This is a genomic window from Sutcliffiella horikoshii (assembly GCF_044809035.1).
Lineage (GTDB): Bacteria > Bacillota > Bacilli > Bacillales > Bacillaceae_I > Sutcliffiella_A > Sutcliffiella_A horikoshii_G.
The window spans coordinates 3,178,308-3,195,145 of sequence record NZ_CP085237.1; the positions used below are offsets into that span (position 1 = coordinate 3,178,308).

At 40.4% G+C, this 16,838-nt stretch carries 17 protein-coding genes; 3 read left to right on the top strand and 14 right to left on the bottom strand.

Translation table 11 applies throughout. The annotated features are described in order from the left end of the window. Window positions 1–98: 98 nt before the first annotated feature. Both LG307_RS16605 and zapA read right to left on the bottom strand, forming a co-directional pair. Window positions 99–644, bottom strand: coding sequence for a CvpA family protein (locus tag LG307_RS16605; RefSeq protein ID WP_404444259.1), 546 nt, complete (start codon window positions 642–644; stop codon window positions 99–101). A gap of 5 nt (window positions 645–649) precedes the next feature. After that, window positions 650–919, bottom strand: coding sequence for a cell division protein ZapA (gene zapA / locus LG307_RS16610; protein ID WP_399208543.1), 270 nt, complete (start codon window positions 917–919; stop codon window positions 650–652). A gap of 94 nt (window positions 920–1,013) precedes the next feature. Between zapA and rnhC the strand changes: the two genes are divergently transcribed. Beyond that, window positions 1,014–1,970 (top strand): ribonuclease HIII, encoded by a 957-nt coding sequence (gene rnhC / locus LG307_RS16615; protein WP_404444262.1) that lies wholly within the window; start codon window positions 1,014–1,016, stop codon window positions 1,968–1,970. Window positions 1,971–2,570: 600 nt separating this feature from the next. On the opposite strand, the gene pheT is transcribed toward rnhC, so the two are convergent. The 3 genes from pheT to LG307_RS16630 all read right to left on the bottom strand — a co-directional run bounded on the left by pheT (window position 2,571) and on the right by LG307_RS16630 (window position 7,320). Next, window positions 2,571–4,985 carry a phenylalanine--tRNA ligase subunit beta gene (pheT, locus tag LG307_RS16620; protein WP_404444265.1) on the bottom strand — a complete coding sequence of 805 codons (2,415 nt, stop codon included), beginning with the start codon at window positions 4,983–4,985 and terminating at the stop codon, window positions 2,571–2,573. 14 nt (window positions 4,986–4,999) lie between these two features. Next, complete coding sequence (gene pheS / locus LG307_RS16625) at window positions 5,000–6,034, bottom strand: phenylalanine--tRNA ligase subunit alpha (protein WP_404444268.1); 1,035 nt, start codon at window positions 6,032–6,034, stop codon at window positions 5,000–5,002. A gap of 527 nt (window positions 6,035–6,561) precedes the next feature. Continuing rightward, window positions 6,562–7,320: a TrmH family RNA methyltransferase gene (locus LG307_RS16630; RefSeq protein WP_404444271.1), complete on the bottom strand. Its 759-nt coding sequence runs from the start codon at window positions 7,318–7,320 to the stop codon at window positions 6,562–6,564. Between the two features lie 118 nt (window positions 7,321–7,438). On the opposite strand from LG307_RS16630, the gene sspI reads away from it, so the two are divergent. Continuing rightward, window positions 7,439–7,645 carry a small acid-soluble spore protein SspI gene (gene sspI / locus LG307_RS16635; protein ID WP_010195705.1) on the top strand — a complete coding sequence of 69 codons (207 nt, stop codon included), beginning with the start codon at window positions 7,439–7,441 and terminating at the stop codon, window positions 7,643–7,645. Between the two features lie 36 nt (window positions 7,646–7,681). Here sspI and LG307_RS16640 read toward each other — a convergent pair whose 3' ends face one another. From LG307_RS16640 to LG307_RS16650, 3 genes are all read right to left on the bottom strand, one after another. After that, window positions 7,682–8,524 carry a nuclease-related domain-containing protein gene (locus tag LG307_RS16640; RefSeq protein WP_404444274.1) on the bottom strand — a complete coding sequence of 281 codons (843 nt, stop codon included), beginning with the start codon at window positions 8,522–8,524 and terminating at the stop codon, window positions 7,682–7,684. A gap of 344 nt (window positions 8,525–8,868) precedes the next feature. Next, window positions 8,869–9,954, bottom strand: a complete 1,086-nt coding sequence (locus LG307_RS16645; protein ID WP_404444277.1) for a M42 family metallopeptidase — start codon at window positions 9,952–9,954, stop codon at window positions 8,869–8,871. A gap of 72 nt (window positions 9,955–10,026) precedes the next feature. Then, a complete protein-coding gene (locus LG307_RS16650) occupies window positions 10,027–10,515 on the bottom strand; it encodes a dUTP diphosphatase (RefSeq protein ID WP_404444280.1) in 489 nt (162 codons plus the stop codon). Window positions 10,516–10,628: 113 nt separating this feature from the next. Here LG307_RS16650 and LG307_RS16655 point away from each other — a divergent pair, with 113 nt between their 5' ends. After that, on the top strand, window positions 10,629–11,021 hold the full coding sequence (locus tag LG307_RS16655) for a sigma-w pathway protein ysdB (protein WP_404444282.1): 393 nt from the start codon (window positions 10,629–10,631) through the stop codon (window positions 11,019–11,021). Window positions 11,022–11,097: 76 nt separating this feature from the next. On the opposite strand, the gene LG307_RS16660 is transcribed toward LG307_RS16655, so the two are convergent. From LG307_RS16660 to LG307_RS16685, 6 genes are all read right to left on the bottom strand, one after another. Beyond that, window positions 11,098–11,319, bottom strand: coding sequence for a DUF6440 family protein (locus tag LG307_RS16660; RefSeq protein WP_404444285.1), 222 nt, complete (start codon window positions 11,317–11,319; stop codon window positions 11,098–11,100). Window positions 11,320–11,429: 110 nt separating this feature from the next. Next, entirely contained in the window at window positions 11,430–11,846 is a 417-nt protein-coding gene (locus tag LG307_RS16665; protein ID WP_404444287.1) for a hypothetical protein, read from the bottom strand. Between the two features lie 53 nt (window positions 11,847–11,899). Further along, window positions 11,900–13,039: a DUF418 domain-containing protein gene (locus LG307_RS16670; RefSeq protein ID WP_404444289.1), complete on the bottom strand. Its 1,140-nt coding sequence runs from the start codon at window positions 13,037–13,039 to the stop codon at window positions 11,900–11,902. A gap of 71 nt (window positions 13,040–13,110) precedes the next feature. Next, entirely contained in the window at window positions 13,111–13,563 is a 453-nt protein-coding gene (locus LG307_RS16675) for a helix-turn-helix domain-containing protein (RefSeq protein WP_404444292.1), read from the bottom strand. Between the two features lie 1,098 nt (window positions 13,564–14,661). Beyond that, a complete protein-coding gene (gene nagA / locus LG307_RS16680; RefSeq protein WP_404444295.1) occupies window positions 14,662–15,837 on the bottom strand; it encodes an N-acetylglucosamine-6-phosphate deacetylase in 1,176 nt (391 codons plus the stop codon). A 62-nt stretch (window positions 15,838–15,899) separates the two neighbouring features. Further along, window positions 15,900–16,826: an ROK family protein gene (locus tag LG307_RS16685; protein ID WP_404444298.1), complete on the bottom strand. Its 927-nt coding sequence runs from the start codon at window positions 16,824–16,826 to the stop codon at window positions 15,900–15,902. Between the last annotated feature and the right edge of the window lie 12 nt (window positions 16,827–16,838).

Sequence of the window (16,838 nt, forward strand, 5' to 3'; positions counted from 1 at the left end):
ATCTTATTAAATCATACAAATAAATCAAGGAAATGTACAATCGAAGAAACTGAATCCACAAAAAAACAGGCCCCAATAAGGCCTGTTTACCGTTATTATTATTGCTTACTTGCCATATATCCTGACCATAACTCTTGAAGCTTTTCTGAGAAGATCGGTGTGTTTTCCACAATCCCTTTCGCCATGGAAGAATCACTGATGGACGACTGCACCATCTCTAAAGGAACCAAAGCTCCTATGTATAAGAAAATAAATACAACCAAATACACTTCCACAAATCCTAACACCGCACCTGCCCAGCTGTTCAACTGCTTTAATATCGGAAGATGGGATAGAAAATCCAACATCGAACCGATAATCTGCGCAGCAATCCTGGTTCCGAAAAAAAGGATTGCAAAAGCAACAGCCCTGTAATATGCCGTATCAAGACTGATTGTCTCAAAAAACATGGAAAATTCCGCATTGCCAAAACTCGGCATCGGCACCCAAAGCTTCAATTTCGGCGCTAAATCCGCATAAAACATATAGGCAACCACAAAAGCTGCAATAAAGCCGGAAAGATGGACAATCTGCATGATGAACCCTCTGCGGATCCCAACAATCAATCCCATAATAAATAGAAAGATAATAATTAAGTCTAACATCGTACTCAACCCTTTTTCTTTAATTCTCTCTCAAGCATATCGTATTCATCTTTTAATTTGATATAATCATGTACAACGTTCACCGCAGTCAGAACTGCAAGTTTACTGATGTCCAGGTGTGAATTTTTACTATTGATTTCTCTCATTTTTTCATCGACAATGGAAGCAACAAGTCGTATGTGACTTATACTTTCCGTACCAACAATCGAGTATTGTTGTCCATATATGTCGACAGTTGTGCGAGTTTTATGCTCTGACAACGTGTATGCCCCCATTCATTAAAATCCTAATCTTTATAATACCACGAAACTTTCTAAAGTGGAAAAGAAACATGGAAAAATGTAAAAATTTGTAGTAGGAGTGAATTAATTGTCAAATCAAGTCATTCAGGTATCTGGAACTATTTTAAACAAAATTGAAAGTTTCTATAAGGAATACAAGCTGGATAAACTGCCAACAGGAGCCGTTTTTGTTGCCAAATCACCTACATGCAATATTACCGCATACAAGTCGGGAAAAGTGTTGTTCCAGGGAAAAGGAGCAGATGAGGAAGCGAACATTTGGAAGGGATTTGGAGCTACAGATGCACCGTCTAAATCTGGCAAGAAAGCAACAACGGTTTCATCATCAGGAAACAAAGGGAAATCCTCCTTACCGGCAGGCTTTGCTTCCCTTTCTGTCATCGGATCTGATGAAGTGGGAACAGGAGATTATTTTGGCCCGATTACCGTTTGTGCCGCCTATGTGAAAAAAGAGCACATGGCACAGTTGAAAGAACTTGGTGTCCAAGATTCAAAGGCATTGAATGACGAAAAGATCGTAAGGATCGCAAAAGCCATTCTGCCGCATATACCCTATAGCCTATTAGTTCTACATAACGAGAAATACAATGAACTGCAGCAGAGCGGAATGAGTCAGGGGAAAATCAAGGCATTGTTGCACAATAAAGCTTTGCAACATGTATTGGATAAAATAGCGCCTGAGAAACCTGATGCTATCTTAATCGATCAGTTTGCAGAGTCAGGAATCTACTACCGACATGTGGCTCAGCAGAAGAACATTGTGCGTGAAAACGTTTATTTTCATACAAAAGCGGAAGGCCTGCACCTTTCAGTGGCCGCGGCGTCGATTATCGCGAGGTACTCTTTCTTGAAAGAGATGGATAAGCTGAGCGAACTTGCAGGTATCACCATACCTAAAGGAGCGGGTTCCAAAGTGGATGCTGCAGCTGCGAGGGTAATCGAAAAGCATGGAGAAGGGTTTCTAAACAAAGTGGCGAAAGTCCACTTCGCTAACACCTTAAAGGCAAAAAAACTGGTCAGATAACATTACCAATCGAAAGTTCGTTTACAGCAGCATGTCTTGTGCTATAATTTGTGTATACACATGATTGAAGAAGTCAAAGTGTTGGACGCACTTTGACTCTTGACAGAATAAGTTCCGCAGAAGCACGGCTACTGTGGAGTCGAACGTAATAGTAACTCACCCGACTGCCTAACAGCGAATTAGAAGTCACGGGTGGGTTATTTTTTTGTCATTTCTTTTATTAGCACGATTACTAGGTTTACAAATGCAAAGAGGAATAGTCCTGATGTGAGGAATAGCTGCATCTCGCTCATACGGTCACCCCCGTTCTCCACAGGGATTCACCGCACCACCCGTTCCTATTATACTGTCCACTCTATTATACCATTCTATCAGAAAAACAGAACACTCGTTCTTATATTTCCTTCCAAATACCTATTTTTAAAAATAAAATGGAGATTGAGTTAAGATTTATATTTGCATTTAACGGTTGATTTCCGTTCCAGGCGCTTCGCTTGCCTGCGGGCGTCTGCGCGCCTTCCACCCCAATCAACCAGGGTTAGGCATTTTCAGTTAAACCAGAAAAAAGGGATCCCATTTGGAATCCCTTTTTCCTTTATTTTAGCTTCTTAGTACAGCATTGAATTTTTCTTCGACTGCTTGAAGCACTTTTGTGTGGACTTTTGTTACTTCTTCATCCGTTAGGGTGTGTTCTGGGTGGTAGTAACGCAATGCGAAAGCGACTGATTTTTTGGATGAGTCGATTTTGTCTCCTTCGTACACGTCAAATACCTGTACTTCTTTTAATAGGGAACCGCCTGTCGCCTTGATGACTGCTTCTAGTTCGCCTGCTGGAGTTTCGCGATCTACTACAAGTGCAATGTCACGGCTGATTGATGGGAAGCGCGGGATTGCTTCGTAACGGATTTCTCCGATACTTTCTCCAAGTAGTGCTGTTAAGGAAAGCTCGAATACGTAAGTTTCAGGCAAATCCAGCTCATTCAATTTCTCAGGGTGAAGCTGCCCGATGAAACCTATGCTCTCGCCGTTCAGTAAGATATCTGCTGTACGTCCCGGATGGAGGCCGTCTTTTTCAGAGCGGGTATACGTGATAGCTCCACTCACTCCAAGCATAGAGAACACGCCTTCCAAGATTCCTTTGGCTACAAAGAAATCGACCGCTTTTTTCTCTCCCTGCCATGGGTGTTGTTGCCATAGACCTGTCAACGCTCCAGCTAGACGTTCTTTTTCTTCTGGTAACACTGCGCCGTCTTTTCCAATGAAAACAGAGCCGATTTCATATACAGCATTTGCTTGCAAAGAACGAGCAATATTGTGTTGAAGCGCTTCTAGAAGATGCGGCACTAAGCTTAATCGCAACGTGCTTCTTTCTTCACTCATTGGCATCGCAAGACGAATGGCTTTCCCGTCTTCAAGGGCGAATTGCTTCGCGCGCTCGGCACTTGTCAAAGAGTATGTGATGTTTTGAATCAGACCAGCACCTTCCAAGTATCTGCGGACTTTACGGCGCTTCGCTTGGTATGGAGTCAATACTCCAGGAGTTGCAGCACTTACAGGCAATGTAGTTGGAATGTTGTCATATCCATAAAGACGGGCAACTTCCTCTACAAGATCCTCTTCAATCGTGATATCCCCACGACGAGTCGGTACAGTTACCGTGAAGCTTCCATTATCTTCGGATACGTCGAATTTAAGCTTCGTGAAAATGTCTTTCACTTCCGAAGCAGTAATGGAAGTACCTAAAACGGAATTTATTTTTTCTACAGTTGTCGTCACAACAGCAGGTTCTATTTTCAAGGTATTTACTTCTACAGAACCATTTACCACTTCACCCCCAGCATATTCTGCCATAAGGGCAACCGCTCTTTCTGCCGCTTCACGTGTGCGGTTCGGGTCAATTCCTTTTTCATAGCGGGCACTTGCTTCACTGCGAAGTCCGTGGTCTTTCGAAGCTTTTCGGACCGTCACTGCGTTGAAGTAAGCAGACTCCAACAGGATAGTTGTTGTGTCAGATTGAACCTCTGAATTTGCTCCACCCATCACACCGGCAAGCGCGACAGGCTCCGAGCCATTTGTGATAACAAGATGGTCTTCTGTTAACGTACGTTCTGCATCATCAAGGGTCGTAATCTTCTCATCCTTGCGAGCACGGCGGACAAGGATTTCTTTACTGCCAAGACGATCATAATCGAACGCATGCAATGGCTGACCATATTCTAATAAAATGTAGTTCGTGATGTCGACTACATTGTTGTGTGGACGGATTCCCGCTGCCATCAGACGACCTTGCATCCAAAGCGGTGAAGGACCAATCTTCACGTTTTTCACTACTTTAGCTACGTATAATGGGTTATCTTCAGAAGCCTCAACATTTACGGAAATATAGTCCGAAGCTTCTTCACTGTTTGCTTCATAATCTGTGGACGGCCATTTTACGTCACGGCCAAGGATTGCACCCACTTCGTAAGCCACACCTAGCATGCTTAAAGCATCCGATCGGTTAGGAGTAAGACCTAGCTCCATCACTTTGTCATTACGGTTCAAGTATTCTAATGCGTCTGTCCCTACTTCTACCTCATTCGGGAACACAAAAATACCTTCAGAGAATTCTTTTGCCACAAGTTTTGAACCTATTCCCAATTCCTGAAGGGAACAAATCATTCCGTTGGATTCTTCGCCGCGAAGCTTTGCGCGCTTTATTTTAAAGTTACCTGGAAGCACTGCCCCAACTGTTGCAACTGCAACTTTCTGGCCTTTGTCTACATTTTTAGCACCGCAGACAATTTGTACAGTCTCTCCGTTTCCAAGGTCCACTTGGCATACGTTCAATTTATCTGCATCTGGATGTTGTTCTTTTTCTAAAACATGACCAACAACAACACCTTTGATACCTTCGTTCAACACTTCCACGCCTTCTACTTCAATACCGCTTCTTGTAATCTTCTCTGCCAAGTCTTCAGCAGAAATATCATCTATATTTACGTAATCTTTTAACCAATTGTAAGATACTAACATAATTTCCCCTCCTCTTAAACTCGATTGAATTGCTTCACGAAACGTTGATCGTTTGTGTAGAAATGGCGGATATCGTCAATGCCGTAACGAAGCATCGCAATACGCTCAGGTCCCATTCCAAAAGCAAATCCTTGATATTTTGTCGGGTCATAACCGGACATTTCAAGCACACGCGGATGAACCATACCAGCTCCAAGAATTTCGATCCAGCCAGTACCTTTACACATGCTGCAGCCTTTTCCTCCACATTTCGCACAGGTCACATCAATCTCCACAGACGGCTCAGTGAATGGGAAAAAGCTAGGACGCAGACGGATTTCACGGTCTTCCCCGAACATCTTTTTCGCGAATGTTTCAAGTGTCCCTTTAAGATCACTCATGCTGATGTTCTCGTCAATAACAAGCCCTTCGATCTGTGTGAACTGGTGGGAGTGAGTCGCATCGTCATCATCACGGCGATACACTTTACCAGGACAGATAATTTTGATAGGTCCCTTTTCCTTGTTTGCTTCCATAGTCCTTGCTTGAACAGGAGAAGTTTGCGTTCTTAAAAGTACCTCATCTGTAATGTAGAAAGAATCCTGCATATCTCTTGCTGGGTGATCCTTTGGTAGGTTTAATGCTTCAAAGTTGTAATAGTCCGTTTCCACTTCCGGTCCTTCTGTGATCGTGTATCCCATTCCTAAGAACAGGTCTTCGATTTCTTCGATGACTTTTGTAAGCGGATGAGGGTTTCCAGTTGGTGCCGGGCGGCCAGGTAATGTTACATCAATCGTTTCAGATGCAAGCTTCTTCGCTACTTCCGCTTTTTCCATTTCAGCTTGTTTCTCTTCGATTTTTTCTGCAACATTTCCACGAACGACGTTAGCCAGTGCCCCCATTTTCGGGCGTTCTTCTGCTGAAAGCTTACCCATTCCTTTTAAAATTTCTGTGATGGGACCTTTTTTTCCAAGGTACGCCACACGGACTTCATTTAACTGCTTTAAGTCTTGTGCTTGCTCTACCTGCTCAATGGCAAGCGTTTCTAATTCCTTCAATCGTTGTTCCACATCTATTCCTCCTTGGTTCATTTTTGAATGTGCAAATGAATAGGGTGTTAAGATTTCCAGCTGTTGATTGGAGCAATGGGTGAAGACTCCGGAGGGGGGTAGCGGTAGACCTGCGACCCCGCAACGGAGTGAGGAGGCTCAAGCACCGCCCCTCGGAAAGCGAAGCCCAGTGCGTAAATCAACAGCGGCGTTTAACAGAGCCTATAAATAAACAAAAAAACTCGCCCCTCAAAAAGGGACGAGATATTCGCGGTACCACCCTAGTTAACAAAGACAAAATACTCTTTGTTCGCTCAATTCCAGATAACGGCTATCTAACCGGGCCACCTTTACAGCATCGCATTTGCGCTACTGGTCCAAGTGTCACTCAAGAGGTGAAATATTCACTCTTTCTTCCTTTAAGATGCTCTCAGTCTACGGCACCTTTTCCCTGGTAAGGTCTGAAATGAGCTACTTGCCTCTCTCATTGCTTTGTTCAGTATGTAACTATTTTTATATTATATTGAAAACATGCGGCAGATGCAACTCTATCCACGTAAATAATACATTAAAATTCCCGCTGCAACACCGACATTTAAGGATTCGCTTTGTCCATAAATTGGGATATATAGGTTCTGGTCCGTCATGTCGAAATGCTCTTGGGCCATGCCTTTTCCTTCATTTCCAAGAATAAGCGCGAAAGATTCAGATGGTTGTACTTCCTGGAACGGGACACCGTTTTGCAGGGAGGTTCCGTAAACAGGTGTTTGCAGTTCCTTACACTGCGTGATAAAGCTTTTAAGATCTCCTCTTGCTATTGGCAGGTGGAAAATCGATCCTTGCGTGGAACGGATAACTTTGGAGCTGTACAGATCTGCGCAGCCTTCTCCCAAAATAACCATATCTATTCCCGCAGCGTCCGCTGTTCTTATCATTGTGCCCACATTTCCCGGGTCTTGAACATTATCGAGCAAAAGAATTTTTTGATTTGGTTGGATTGTGCGTTCGTTTTCTTCTGGGATGCGGCAAATAGCTGCAACTCCCTGCGGCGTCTCTGTTTCACTGATTTCCTTAAGTACATTCGGAACGGCATATATTAATTCTACATGATTGAGATCCCATTCTTTCGGAATCGAGCGATCTTCTGAAATGATGATTTCTTCTACAAGATTGTCTACTTTCAGGGCCTCTTCCACCAGATGAAAACCTTCAATGATAAACGTTCCGGATTGTTCTCGCTCTTTCTTTTTCTGCAGCTTTTTCCACTGTTTCACTTTATTGTTCTTGATGGATTCTATATGTTTCAATACTTGTTTCTCCTTTTCCGCTACTCAATACTGCTATTATACGCATTTTGCACATATAATTAAACCATCTATTGGACATGCTATGTGTTGATACTATTTTTCCTACGAGGTGATAAGGATGAATTTGAATTTACGTCATGCAATCCGTCAGAATGTGGAAGGAAATTCTCAAGACCAGCTTAGAGAGACAATCTTAGATGCCATCAATAAAGGCGAAGAAAAAATGCTTCCAGGTTTAGGCGTGTTGTTTGAAGTGATTTGGGAGAATTCTTCTGAGCAGGACAAAGCTGAAATGCTCTCAACTTTAGAGGATGGATTGAAATAGTATTGGATTGAGGCAGCTCCTTTGTGGGGCTGTTTTTTATTTCAGTTTATACGTTCTTTTATACTTTGATCCGCAATGGGTGAGCCCTAAAGAATAGATAATTTTTGACGTGGTTGAATTCGTTGCTAACCCTATAAATTCGTTTAACTCTTGATGGGTGATATTTGGACCGAAAAGTAAGCGGTAATCTTCAAGGGTTGTGATATGAGCACCTTTCGATTTCAGATTGCAAATTTTACAAAACCATGATCCACTTTGCCTGTTCATTGAAATATTCGAACAACCTGGGCATTGAACTCCTTTTATTATTTCATTACGGGTTATACCATATCGTTCAAGGATGTTAACATCTTCCTCGCAATGTTTCTTTAATAATTTTCGCGAAATCTTAAGTAATTCTTTTTCAGGAAATATGGACGAGTCAAATTGTTGATTAAGCTCTTCTAGTTTTGAAAAAAGATTATGTGCATGCATGATGGATTGGGAAGCTTTCACTCGGGAGTCTGATCTAATAATTGTTTGTGGATTGGTAAAACAAACAAGGGACTTTACTGGAGGTCGCTTTATCTTTTGGTTTTCTATAAATGAATCTAGCCTTAATTTCTGTTTTTTTACTTGATCTAGGGGATTATAGAATCCTTCTTCTATGCCATTTAGTGTTCGGATAAATTGAGCGAAATGATTTTCGAAAGTGACTTGGCCGATGATGTTTTTAATTTCAATGATGAGGAAATATTTTGATGTTAAGATGAGGACATCCATTTGAAAGATATAATTAGTAGATGATTGTAGCCTTAGTGTATGAAAGATATAATATTTGTGCTCGTCCAAAAACGATAAATGATACTGTATGGAAAGCTCACCTTTGTAACCGGCCATTCATCTTGCAAGATCTTGCTCAATTTGCGACCTTTTGGGGTGATTTTTATCGATTCTTCTTAACAATGCTTCTAGCTTTCTAATTGTTAGTGGTTTTTCGAGCGGTTTTATTATCACTTTTCCCTCCAAATGGTTTATTTGCATTAATATTACCATAATATAACAGGGTTCTTCAGAGATTTTCTGATAGTTCGTGCCGTTTTATGAAGAGTTCATGCCGAAATGCATCAAGTTCGTGCCAAAATAAATTTCGACCTAATTTCTATCAATCAAGAGACCAAAAATCACTAATTTCCTAAATTTAAAAACGAGAGGCCCGCCGCGGCGGGCCTTCCAAATATCTATCAATCAAACGTCAATCTGCTTACTGTATCTGCATCCAACTTCTTAATAACTTCTGCAATCAATTTCACCGCGTTCTCGTAGTCATCGCGGTGCAGCATTGCTGCGTGAGAGTGGATGTAGCGTGTTGCAATCGTGATAGATAGTGCAGGTACACCTTGAGCTGTCAGGTGGATGGCACCAGAATCTGTTCCGCCTCCTGCAACAGAGTCGAACTGATATGGAATTTCCATTTCGTCGGCTACACCTGTTACAAAGTCGCGTAATCCTTTGTGGGAGATCATGGATGCATCATAAAGGATGATTTGTGGGCCTTTCCCCATTTTGCTTAGTGCTTCTTTTTCGGTTACGCCAGGAGTATCTCCTGCGATTCCTACGTCCACACCAAACCCGATGTCAGGTTGAATTAGGTTTGCCGAAGTTTTCGCACCACGTAGGCCTACTTCCTCTTGAACAGTTCCTACGCCGTATACAACGTTTGGATGATCTGCATCTTTTAACTGTTTTAACACGTCAATCGCGATGGCACAGCCTATGCGGTTATCCCATGCTTTTGCAAGCAACATCTTTTCGTTGTTCATCACAGTGAATTCGAAGTAAGGAACAACTTGGTCGCCAGGGCGAACTCCCCACTCTTGTGCTTCTTCACGACTGGATGCACCGATGTCGATGAACATGTCTTTGATGTCTACCGGCTTTTTGCGTGCTTCCGGAGGTAGGATGTGTGGTGGTTTAGAACCGATCACACCTGTTACGTCACCTTTAGAAGTTACGATTGTTACGCGTTGTGCAAGCATTACTTGGGACCACCAGCCGCCAACCGTTTGGAAGCGAAGGAATCCGCGGTCATCGATATGTGTAATCATGAAGCCCACTTCGTCCAAGTGTCCTGCCACCATTACTTTTGGTCCGTCCGCCTTACCGACTTTTTTAGCAATCAAGCTGCCTAATCCGTCTGTGAATACTTCATCAGCGAATGGCGTTATGTATTTTTTCATTACGTCGCGTGGTTCTTTTTCGTTGCCGGGAATACCCTTGGCATCTGTTAGATCTTTCAACATTGTTAATGTTTCATCTAGCTTTGTCATGTATTTCGACCCCCTTAATAAATATCAATCCAACAATCATTATACAGAAAACTCTTACTAATGTAAAAAGGATTAGTAACCTTGCTGTTGCCTTTCGTGATTCACCTGGTTTTTTTCCAAGTATGCCTGCTCTACTTCCGCCCATTCAAAACCTAGCATTTCACCCAATTGAATGTAGGAATCCAATAATAGATAGTAATTCTCTTCAGAAAGATCGTCTTTAAAAGTAGAGACTAGCTGATAAACTCTATTGAATTGCTCTGTTAGGGAGGGTGCTTCCTTTGCAAGCTCTCTAGAAGTTTCCGGACCATACCCAAAGGTCAATCCAAGAGATAATATAAAATGCACCCCGTCCACATACTCCTCCAAGATGATGCCGCGTTCTGCTGGGGGCTTCACGCTCCAAAATTTAAAGCAACGTGTTTCATTCGCCAATTCACCTAGCTCTACAAGTAAAGCCAATATTTTTTGGTCAACCAAATCCTCTTTTCTCAATCCGTGTTGTGATTCGATTTTTGCATCAAGTTCTCTTTGCATGTCATATAAACGCTGTAAATTCAAAAATATCGCCTTCTTTTTAAAAAATTTTATAAATAATGAAACCTTTTCATACCTACACCCGTATATAAGGTATTTTATAACACAAACTGTATTTTTGCGAAGGAGTAGCAAATATGTTTATGATTCTCATTCGTCTTGCTTTACTTGCACTTTTTGCTTTTATTATTTATACCATTTTTAAGTATCTCCTGAATCCTAAGAGGAAGCTGGAGATTGCTCATGAACAGAAGAACTTCTACTTCCTTGATCAAAAAAGTAATGTTCGGAAGAATTTTCTCGTAACCTATAAAGGAGTTATGTTTGAGGGCGAAAAATATTTGGGGACTACAGACAGGGCATTTGAAGTCATTTCGATTTTTATCTGGCCAAAGAATCCCGAAAAGTTGCAAGGTTTGAAAAAGCATGACTTTGAATTTATCCAAAAAGAGGTAAAAAAGCAATACCCGGATGCTTTGATTGATTGGAAAAGTCCGATAAAAGAGTTTTTAAAAGAGGAAAGAGGTTAACGCTTAGTGGCGTTAACCTCTTTTAACCTTAAAAGGCAATCCTTCTTAATGAAGGATTGCTGTATACCTACATTTATTAATTACCCTCTCCTATTTGCGCCACTATTACTTTACCATTCGCGTCTAATAAAGGGGTGATTGCGCACCCTTGCGCACTCCATGTGTATAGATAATTTACGCCAGTTTGACGATCAACCCATATAGATATTAGGCTCCCTTGTTGAGAAGTTTGTACCAACTTTTCATCAAAACGTTTATCATCATTTTTATCTTTTTTATCTTTTTTATTGAACATCATTTACCACTCCTTATAAAATACTTTTAAATACTAAATCTAATTTCCTATTGAAAAATAATACTGCATGTTCATTCGATTCTATCCAGTAAATTTTATTTTCTTCCAGAAGATTAACTATCTAACCCATTTTTCTTGTATGCGTAAATAAAGATAACTAAAGCAATAATGAACCAACCGAAAAGAACACTAATATCAGTTAAATTCCATTGATATCCAGTTTCGGTATATATGCTGTTTGCAAAGTTTGTTAACACACCTGTATAAGTGTAGTCTAGAATAGCGGACAAATCTTCTTGGAACAGTTTTATTGCAGGTACTGATGTTAAAAGTAGTGTGATAGGCATTGTATATAAAGATGTTTGTGTTTGGTTTTTTGTAAGGATTCCAATAATATATCCAATTATAAGACTGATCAAGCTAGCTACAGTTGCCATTAACAAGTAACTTCCAAATTGAACCTCTTCAAATGAGGAACCACTTACAGGAATCATGAGTGTATTCACTGTTTTTTCGTTTTTCCTCTTCAAGATAATCCCCCGGTTTACAAAGAGGAGCTTAAAATTTCTAATTAAATCTTCAACTACTTACCCCAAAAAGTATAAGAAATTGCTGATTTTTCCCTTAAAAATGTCTCAAAAGGACCTCTTATAGATCTACAATGCATGTAATTTGCTAATGTTACTGATAGAACCCAAACAAGTACTCCGATTAAGTCGCCCTCCAATTGACTAATTTGACCACCAAGACCACCGGCGTAAGGAGCTAATAAGATAACAAACAATATCGATTGAAATAGGTAAAAGCTCAATGAACGTTGTCCAAGCGCTGCTATTGCATTTGAAAACATCCCTCTTTTTTCTTCTAATCTTGTAACGGCTAATCCAAAAAGAGCCGTCCATCCTACTCCACCAGCATATCCTGTGATTGTATGTAGTGATTTCGCTGTTGTTTCCCATACATCATTGTAACTTGTCCAAAGCAAGGAGGACATTAGGGCCATCGGGATACCACCTGCAGTTGATATCAAAAGGCCTAATACAGCAACTGTGAAAAGCGCCCTCTTATGTTTCTTAGGATTATCTATTATCCGGAACCGAGCCACTAGAATACCAATTAGCACGCCGGGAATTACTTGATAACTCATTACAGGTGTATAAAACATCCACTCAAACATTCGAGTAATTGATGCCTCAATAGGATCCTTAATAGTTGCGGATGTTGTGATTTGCATGTTTAATGCATCAAACCCTCTGGGCATCGCCGGAGCAAACACTCCCACGAAGATAAGAAACACAGCAGCTATAATCATCATTTTTCTATTCGATAACCGAAGAAAGAAACTTGCAAAAATAAGAGCGATAATACCATAGACTCCGATTATATCAGCGAAAAAGAGAGTTGCATGGAAGAAGCCTATCAGTAACATCCAACCCCCTCTGCGTCTAAAGATTTTTTTCGTATCCTTCCAACTGTTCCCTCTTCCTTCTTGGCCTTTAAGAACTTGATGTAACCCGTATCCAAATAGAATAGCAAATAAAGGGAAGGCGCGGCCGTCGATGAACATTTGCCTTAAAAATACAGTTAACTGGTCGATAATAGTAATTTCTCGACCTTCTAAATTTATAAATTGGTTGGCGTGCGCCAATGCAATAAACAACAACATAAACCCTCGTGCTAAATCAGGGGTTAATTTTCTTTTCGTTACGATTGGTTCATGCATTCAAAAACTTCTCCTTGTAATGTATGATTCTGTCTTTTTTTCACCAACTAATTCTTTAAATTTGTGTAATACTATTCCTCTTTATATTTTTCCTTAACAACACCAGAACCAATCCCTCCCCCAACCATTAACAAAAGAGGACCGAAATTCCAGAAAAAAGAGCTTTCCATTAAGGTTAGTTCAAAGGCTGTAAATTTGTTTAATAAAATGATTCCTATCTTTATAATCAGAAAAGCAAACCCAATTAAAAACAATACATCAAACAAAAATTTAAGTTTGGGATGTGCTAACTGTTTGCTATCTTTGATTACTTTTTGTTTTAACTCCTCATCACTTATTAATAATTCATCGATGGTTATTTCAAAGAGATCACTTAAACGTATGATAATTTCAATGCTGGGAAAGCTTTGGCCATTCTCCCATTTAGAAACAGATTGTCGACTCACAAATAGTTGTTTAGCTAAATCTTCCTGAGACCACCCCTTATTATTTCTTTCAACTTTTAATTTTTCACTAAAGACCATTTCTTTAACCACCCTATTAAAATCTATAATTCAATATTGTTGAAAACATCATGAAAAGTAAAGATATTTGTCGTTGCACCCCAACGCAACCAGTAGTTGCGAACGCATAAATCTTGATATATCAGCCTTTATTAACACTTATAACCTATCACAAAGAAAAATGACTTGAAGATTATGTCATTACTGTATTGCACTAATTCTACTACGTATATAAGAGTTACTATAGTGATAGGTAAGCTTTTGAAGTTATCTCCAGCTTTTCCCCCACTTCACACCGTACAGGCGAGTTTCCCAGCATACGGCGTTCCAACTAATCCAATTCAATCAAGATTTTTATGATTATGCAAAGTTTTATGGAGAATCAGATAGCTTCATTCAGACATTACTTACGCAACTTATTGACTTCTGTGAGTTGCTTTTCATTTAACTTGAGTGAGTTTAAAAGCACTTTTATCTTCTCTAAATCTCTCAAATGTATAAGGACAGATTTATGCAATATCAATAAGTTTCCGTATGAATCATCTTTGGTGAGATGATACGGTGTCTTATGGTGACAATGCCATTCATCCAGTCCTAATTCTGTAGTTACAAATAGTTTGAGAGAAGTTCAAATTTATCTTACAACGTTGGGCATGAATTGGGATAAGTACCATTTCTTTTATTTTGAAGAGCTTACACTCATATCCCTTGTACCGTCTCTGTAAGGATTTTGTAAGGTCCTGAAACGTAGCTTCTTTTCTCAATTCTTTTAAACGATTAAATAACGCTTTATGAAGACGATAGTTCAGCTCAGTTAAATCATCAGTGATGTGTGAAGCTGCTGAATAATAATTTTGAATTCCCATTATTACTGTATTAAAGCGCCAAACATTCTCAACCGATTGGTGTTAGATATGGCGTTGCATGAAGTTTAGATTTTTGATTATAGAAAGTAAAAAACCATTAGTTTACATTATCAATAATTCCATTATTAAGTTCAAAGCCCTCCTTGGTCCCCTCATCGATATGGAAATCCCTGCATGTTGCATCCAGGTATGTAAAAATATTCTTTCTTCTATTTAAAAAAGGTCCTGGAAGAATAAACTCCCAAAACCTTAACTATATTGAATATTCATCTGAAGCTAAGGGTCCCTTGGCTCTCCACACCATTTCTCCACCTACAAGAGTTGCTCGAACACCCCAATTCCCATCAATCAATGCGATATTTGCCTTCTTACCAATCTCTAAGCTACCAACCTCGTGATCAATATTTAGAAGCCTTGCCTGGTTTAGACTAACCATGGGTAAAATCTCCTCAAGTTGCAACTTCAACACTACTTTAATATTTTTTATGCAGTCCAGTAAGTTGGTTGTGCTTCCTGCCAAGGAGTTGGTGTCCATGGTCCTCGCAATTCGATCTATGACTTTCACTTCCATTCTACCGAGGGCGTAATGCCCGTCCGGCAAGTCTGTTGCAACCATGGAATCACTGATTAAGAGGATTTTATTGTTTCCTTTTGTTTTATATAATAGTTTTATGGCACCTGGGTGAACATGATGGAGGTCCGCGATGCATTCACAATGGCAGTCATCATTGGTCAAAAAGGCCCCGACACACCCAGGATCACGGTGCTTGAATTCTCTCATTCCGTTGAAAGTATGAACTGCGATTTTTGCGCCCAGGGAGACAGCAAGATTTGTTGTTTCATAATCGGCGTTGGTATGCCCCATCGAAACGTGGATCCCCATCCCCGTGAGATAATCGATGACTTCCATGGCATGTTTTTTTTCTGGAGCAATAGTTATTACTTTTATGGTGTTATTCGAAGCATTGATTAACCCTTCGAGTTCTTTAATTGATAGCTCTCGCATATATTCAACGGGATGGGCCCCTTTATGTTCGGGTGTAATGTAAGGCCCTTCCACATAAGACCCAAGGATTTCAGCTCCAGTTGTTTGACCAATCGCTCTACTTACTTTTTCTACCGCATTCCGAATACTTTCCAGATCATGGGTAAGGGTGGTGGGCAGGAATCCTGTTACTCCGTATTTCACAAGAGAGTTAGACATCTCCTGTAAAGAAAGAACACTTCCATCCATGGTGTCATGTCCCGCTATGCCATGGATATGCAGATCAATCATGCCAGGTATGGCGGAACAACCGGAAAATTCGAAGATGTCACATGGTGGAGTTTTCTTAGTAATGCCTGAAATATACCCATCTTCCAAGAGCAGATACCCCTTTTCAACGATTCCTTCCGGTGTATAAATATGGTCTGCCTTCACTGCTTTCATTATCCTCATCCCCTATTACTTAACATAAACAGAATAAGCAACACCTTCATTGGTGCTGCTTATTACACTGTTTCTTTTATATTCATACGGTTTAAAGCCAAGTAACATGCTCCGTATAATCCTGCGTCATTACCTAAAGAGGAAGCAATGACTATATCCTCCTTCTCATATATATCCATTACTTCATTCTTTAATTGTAAATTGATATCTTGAATGATGGGACCGTCTCCTTCAGTGATTCCGCCCCCAATGATAATCTTTTCGGGGTTGAGAAGATGAATTACATTTGTTAATCCCACACTAATATAATGAATAAACCGTTCATATACAGCCAAAGCAACTGGTTCTCCCTGCTTGACAAGATCCATAATCGTTTCGCCGGAAACGTTCTTAACCGCCACTCCTTTTTGCTGTGCTTCCACCTTATAGTCTTGAACCAAAGCTGAAGTGGACGCATATTGTTCAAGGCAGCCTTTTCTACCGCAACTGCAAGGTTTCCCACCTACAACAATGACGGTATGACCCAGCTCACCAGCAAATCTCGAAGAGCCACTCACAATCTTCCTGTCCATCACAATACTGCTACCGATTCCCGTACCCAGTGTTAGAAAGAAGGCGTTTCTCTTATCTTTGATAGAACCTTTCCATATCTCGCCCAGGCACGCACTTTTCACATCATTTTCAACCGATACCGGTAATTGGGTGAGTGAAAATAATAACTCACCCAGCTTCATTCCACTATACCCTAGAATATTATTAGAAAATAATATCATTCCTTTCTCAGGATCCACCAAACCGCAAGAAGAAATGCCAATGGCAGTGAGGTGAAAATCCTGCTGAAGCGATTTCACTTTGTTATTTAATACATCAGGAATCTCATGGCTTTTTGGGGTGGCGATTTTACTTTTAACCAGAAGCTTACCCTTTGGATTAAAAACGCCATATTTGATAAACGTTCCTCCTATGTCAAAACAAGCGATATAGCTCATCTTCCATCTCCC

Bases quoted from the DNA above. Each gene is read 5' to 3' on its own strand.
- LG307_RS16605 (WP_404444259.1), bottom strand. From the start codon at position 644: ATGTTAGACTTAATTATTATCTTTCTATTTATTATGGGATTGATTGTT.
- zapA (WP_399208543.1), bottom strand. From the start codon at position 919: ATGGGGGCATACACGTTGTCAGAGCATAAAACTCGCACAACTGTCGAC.
- pheT (WP_404444265.1), bottom strand. From the start codon at position 4,985: ATGTTAGTATCTTACAATTGGTTAAAAGATTACGTAAATATAGATGAT.
- sspI (WP_010195705.1), top strand. From the start codon at position 7,439: ATGAATTTGAATTTACGTCATGCAATCCGTCAGAATGTGGAAGGAAAT.
- LG307_RS16640 (WP_404444274.1), bottom strand. From the start codon at position 8,524: ATGGCCGGTTACAAAGGTGAGCTTTCCATACAGTATCATTTATCGTTT.
- LG307_RS16645 (WP_404444277.1), bottom strand. From the start codon at position 9,954: ATGACAAAGCTAGATGAAACATTAACAATGTTGAAAGATCTAACAGAT.
- LG307_RS16655 (WP_404444282.1), top strand. From the start codon at position 10,629: ATGTTTATGATTCTCATTCGTCTTGCTTTACTTGCACTTTTTGCTTTT.
- LG307_RS16660 (WP_404444285.1), bottom strand. From the start codon at position 11,319: ATGATGTTCAATAAAAAAGATAAAAAAGATAAAAATGATGATAAACGT.
- LG307_RS16670 (WP_404444289.1), bottom strand. From the start codon at position 13,039: ATGCATGAACCAATCGTAACGAAAAGAAAATTAACCCCTGATTTAGCA.
- LG307_RS16675 (WP_404444292.1), bottom strand. From the start codon at position 13,563: ATGGTCTTTAGTGAAAAATTAAAAGTTGAAAGAAATAATAAGGGGTGG.
- nagA (WP_404444295.1), bottom strand. From the start codon at position 15,837: ATGAAAGCAGTGAAGGCAGACCATATTTATACACCGGAAGGAATCGTT.
- LG307_RS16685 (WP_404444298.1), bottom strand. From the start codon at position 16,826: ATGAGCTATATCGCTTGTTTTGACATAGGAGGAACGTTTATCAAATAT.